Annotated in this window: 3 protein-coding genes and 1 pseudogene; 3 read left to right on the top strand and 1 reads right to left on the bottom strand. The window is 44.1% G+C overall.

All coding sequences use genetic code 11. The features are described from left to right. Window positions 1-132: 132 nt before the first annotated feature. Window positions 133-588: pseudogene (locus tag F6K52_RS33575) on the top strand (transposase); the annotation flags it as partial. Window positions 589-662: 74 nt separating this feature from the next. Next, complete coding sequence (locus tag F6K52_RS33570; protein ID WP_293089050.1) at window positions 663-1,244, top strand: Uma2 family endonuclease; 582 nt, start codon at window positions 663-665, stop codon at window positions 1,242-1,244. Between the two features lie 83 nt (window positions 1,245-1,327). On the opposite strand, the gene lpxB is transcribed toward F6K52_RS33570, so the two are convergent. After that, on the bottom strand, window positions 1,328-2,560 hold the full coding sequence (gene lpxB, locus F6K52_RS33565) for a lipid-A-disaccharide synthase (RefSeq protein ID WP_293089046.1): 1,233 nt from the start codon (window positions 2,558-2,560) through the stop codon (window positions 1,328-1,330). A gap of 153 nt (window positions 2,561-2,713) precedes the next feature. Between lpxB and F6K52_RS33560 the strand changes: the two genes are divergently transcribed. Continuing rightward, window positions 2,714-3,850 carry a transposase gene (locus F6K52_RS33560; protein ID WP_293089043.1) on the top strand — a complete coding sequence of 379 codons (1,137 nt, stop codon included), beginning with the start codon at window positions 2,714-2,716 and terminating at the stop codon, window positions 3,848-3,850. Window positions 3,851-3,905: the final 55 nt, after the last annotated feature.

Below are 3,905 nucleotides of genomic sequence, written 5' to 3'. Positions count from 1 at the left end.
AAGACCGCGCTGCCTTCCCAAGACCGCGCTGCCTTCCCAAGACCGCGCTGCCTTCCCAAGACCGCGCTGCCTTCCCAAGACCGCGCTGCCTTCCCAAGACCGCGCTGCCTTCCCAAGACCGCGCTGCATCGCTTTAAGTTAGCAAATTATCTTTGTGACCAGGCTGGAATGATATTTGTTGTTGGCGAAGCCTGTCCGAAGGACATGGACTTAGATTTCAGAACTTGGGCAAAAGGAATGTTAGGTAAACATACCCTTGATGCGGGTTTTGGTCAGTTCTTTGATATCTTAGCTTGGGTTTGTTGGAAACGAGGCGTATACTTTGGCAAAGTTGATTACAGATATACTAGTCAAATTTGTCCAAATTGTGGTATAAATACAGGCAAAAAAGATTTGTCTGAACGCATACACAAATGTCCTGAATGCCATTATGAAATTAACAGAGATGTTTCAGCTGCTCAAGTGATTTGTCAACGTGGTATTACTGCGGTCGGACAGATCGTGCTAGAAAATGACTGTGTAGGCGGGCTGTCGGGGGTTTACAACAACCTAGATAAGTGCTTTGGAAGCAGTAAACCTAAATTGTGAAGTTTGGGAATCCCCCGTTATAATCTCTGATTTAACGGGGGAGGATGTCAAAAGGGATAACTTGAGATTTATCCATGAATACCCTTCCAATCAACATTCCTCCTAGCCTCAGAGTTACTGAGGAGCAGTTTGAACAACTTGCTAGTGCTAATCGAGACTTACGCTTAGAACGTAGTGCTACAGGAAAATTAATTGTCATGCCACCCACTGGGGGCAATACTGGAAAACGCAACATTGATATAGAAGGACAACTTTGGTTATGGAATCGCCAAACTAAACTGGGGGTTACCTTTAACTCCTCTACTGCTTTTCGACTTCCCAATGGAGCAATTCGTTCTCCTGATTCAGCTTGGGTTACTCAAAAACGATGGAATTCATTAACCCCTGAACAACAAGAAACTTTCCCACCCCTTTGTCCTGATTTTGTGCTGGAGTTGCCTTCAAAGAGTGACAATATGGAACCGTTACGCCAAAAAATGCAGGAGTATATTGATAATCAACTGCGTTTGGGTTGGTTAATTGACCCTAATCATAAGACCGTTGAAATTTATCGACTCAATAATCAACCGGTAGAGGTGTTGAAATCTCCTGGAAGATTATCGGGAGAAGATGTTTTACCTGGCTTTGTCTTAGACTTGGAATTTGTCTGGAATTAGCAGGATTGTAAGCCAATGCGCGCACTTATCACAGGCTAGAAGCCTGTGCCACGCTACTTGAGGTGCCATTAGCCTTTGACTACTTAGCTGATTAGTTGGAAAATTTCCTTAGCAGCGCGATCGCATACGCCCACTTCACCCAATAACTGGCGCATTTCCTGATAATCTTTCAGGGTTTGCTGACGCCGTTCTTGATTAAAAAGGAGTTCTAAGGATTCCCGAACAATATTCTCTGGTGTGGCTTGCTCTTGTAACAACTCCGGCACAATCGAGCGCATTACTACCAAGTTAGGGGGAGACATGAAGGGAATCGAAAACTTCAAGAAGGTGCGAGCAAGCCAGTAGGTCAAGGGATTAACTCGGTAGAAAACCACCTGGGGCACATCTAGTAGTGCTAGTTCCAAATTCACTGTACCTGACTTGGTAATCGCTAAATCAGCAGCAGCCAAGATTTCTTTAGTTTGACCAGCTACCACCTTAGCTTGTAAACCATAGCGCTGTACTGCTTCTTCAATGGGATGGCGATAGGCTTCTAAAGATAGGGGAATCCAAAATAGTGGTGAATCAGCTTGACTTTGCGTGAATCCTTCACCCTTAGACTGGCTAAGCTGGCCGGTTTGGTTAGTATCTAACAATTGTGACTGTAGCTGCTTGGCTGCTTCAAAGACTACAGGCATGAGATACTTAATTTCTTGTTGTCTAGAGGCAGGTAAAAGTGCGATCGCACTTTGTTCTGGAGCTATGCCTAAGGTAGCACGAGCCTCCTCCCGGCTTGGGCTAGATTCCATCCGATCTACCAGGGGATGACCTACCCAACTAACTGACGCTCCCTTTTCCACAAAGTAACGGGCTTCTTCTGGGAAAATTGCCAACATTCGATCAGTGATTTCCACAATAATCCTGGTGTTGCGCTTAGAAATAGACCAAACCCACTCTTGGGGAGCAATATAATAAACCACCGGTACTTGCGGTAATTCACGCTTGAGAAAACTACCAATACTCAAATTTGGTCCCATGTAGTCAATCAGCACCACTAGGTCAGGGGTCTGCTGCCGGAGATACTGTTTGGCACGACGTTGGACTTTCAGGGTAGGCAGCACAAAGGGTAGAGATTCCAGAATTCCTACAGAACCAATACTGGTGGTATTACCCAACAGCTTCCCACCAGCTTGGGCCATTTGATCACCGCCTAGAGCAACAATCTCTAACTCTAAGCCAGCTGCTGTTCCCTGACGTTTCAATGCTTCAATCAGTAGAGCCCCTTGTAAATCACCAGATACCTCGCCAGTACTGATAAATATGGTTTTAAGAGTCATGGTTGATGGGTCGATAGGGATTAGGGAAATAGGAAGTACAGAGTAACCAGATTTAAATGACCTGACCAAAAATTTTGGGTCTCAATCCCCGTCCTTCTAGGACGGCTTTGTCTTTTTGTACTATACTTTACCTAGAGTTGTCTCACGTCAATAATGAAAGTCTTGGAGTTTAAGGCCAAAGGGAACAAAACTCAATATGCCGCGATTGATGAGGCGATCCGTACTGGTCAATTTGTCCGCAATAAGTGCCTCCGCTACTGGATGGAGAATAAAGGTGTAGGACAAAAAGAGCTGTATCGTCATAATACTTGCCTTAGAGCTGAGTATCCCTTTGTAAAAGACTTGAACTCTCACGCATGTCAAGCTTCGGTCGAAAGAGCTTATAGCTCAATCGCTAGATTTTACGATAAATGCAAAAAGAAAGCCCCCGGTAAAAAGGGATATCCCAAGTTCAAAAAGTTCTCCCGATCAGTTGAATACAAGACATCAGGGTGGAAATTATCAGGGGATGCTAAGTCGATAAACTTCTTAGACAAGAAAGGTATCGGAAAACTTAAACTGAAAGGGACTTGGGAGTTGTGGCGTTACGAACAAAAGCTAATTAAGCGGGTTAGATTGGTTCGCCGTGCAGATGGCTATTATGTTCAGTTTTGTATAAAAGTCTATGAAAAAGAGTCTTTAGAGCCAACACATACTAATATTGGATTAGACGTAGGGCTTAAGGAATTTTATACCGACTCCAAGGGAGGTGTAGAGCAGAATCCCAGGTTTTATCGTAAAAGCGAAAAAAGACTAAAGTTTCATCAACGTCGGGTTTCTCGTAAAAAGAAAGGCTCAGCCAACCGTAAGAAAGCCATTAACAGACTAGGTCGGACACACCTTAAAATAAGTAGGCGACGTGAAGAGCACGCTAAGAGACTGGCGCGCTGCGTAATCCACTCTAACGATGTGGTTGCTTACGAAGACTTAAGGGTTAAAAATTTAATCAAAAATCATTGTCTTGCTAAGTCTATTAATGACGCTGGTTGGTATCAATTTAGGAAATGGCTGGAATATTTTGGACAAAAGTTTGGCAGGCAAACAATAGCAGTAAATCCTGCTTATACTAGTCAAAATTGTTCTAGTTGTGGTGCAGTTGTCAAAAAGACATTGTCAACGCGAACCCATACCTGCAAGTGTGGTTGCCAGTTGGATCGCGACCACAATGCAGCCATCAATATCCTAAAAAGAGCTTTGGGTACGGTGGGGCACACCGGAACCTGGGTCGTATTGGTCAATGGCAGAAAATAGCCTTAGCACGAGCTTTTCTACGAGACTCTCAGGTGATTGTATTAGATGAACCTAC

This window comes from Moorena sp. SIO3H5 (genome assembly GCF_010692395.1).
Classification (GTDB): Bacteria; Cyanobacteriota; Cyanobacteriia; order Cyanobacteriales; family Coleofasciculaceae; genus Moorena.
The sequence above is the reverse complement of the archived record's forward strand: the minus strand, read 5'-3'. Positions and strand labels throughout refer to the sequence as shown.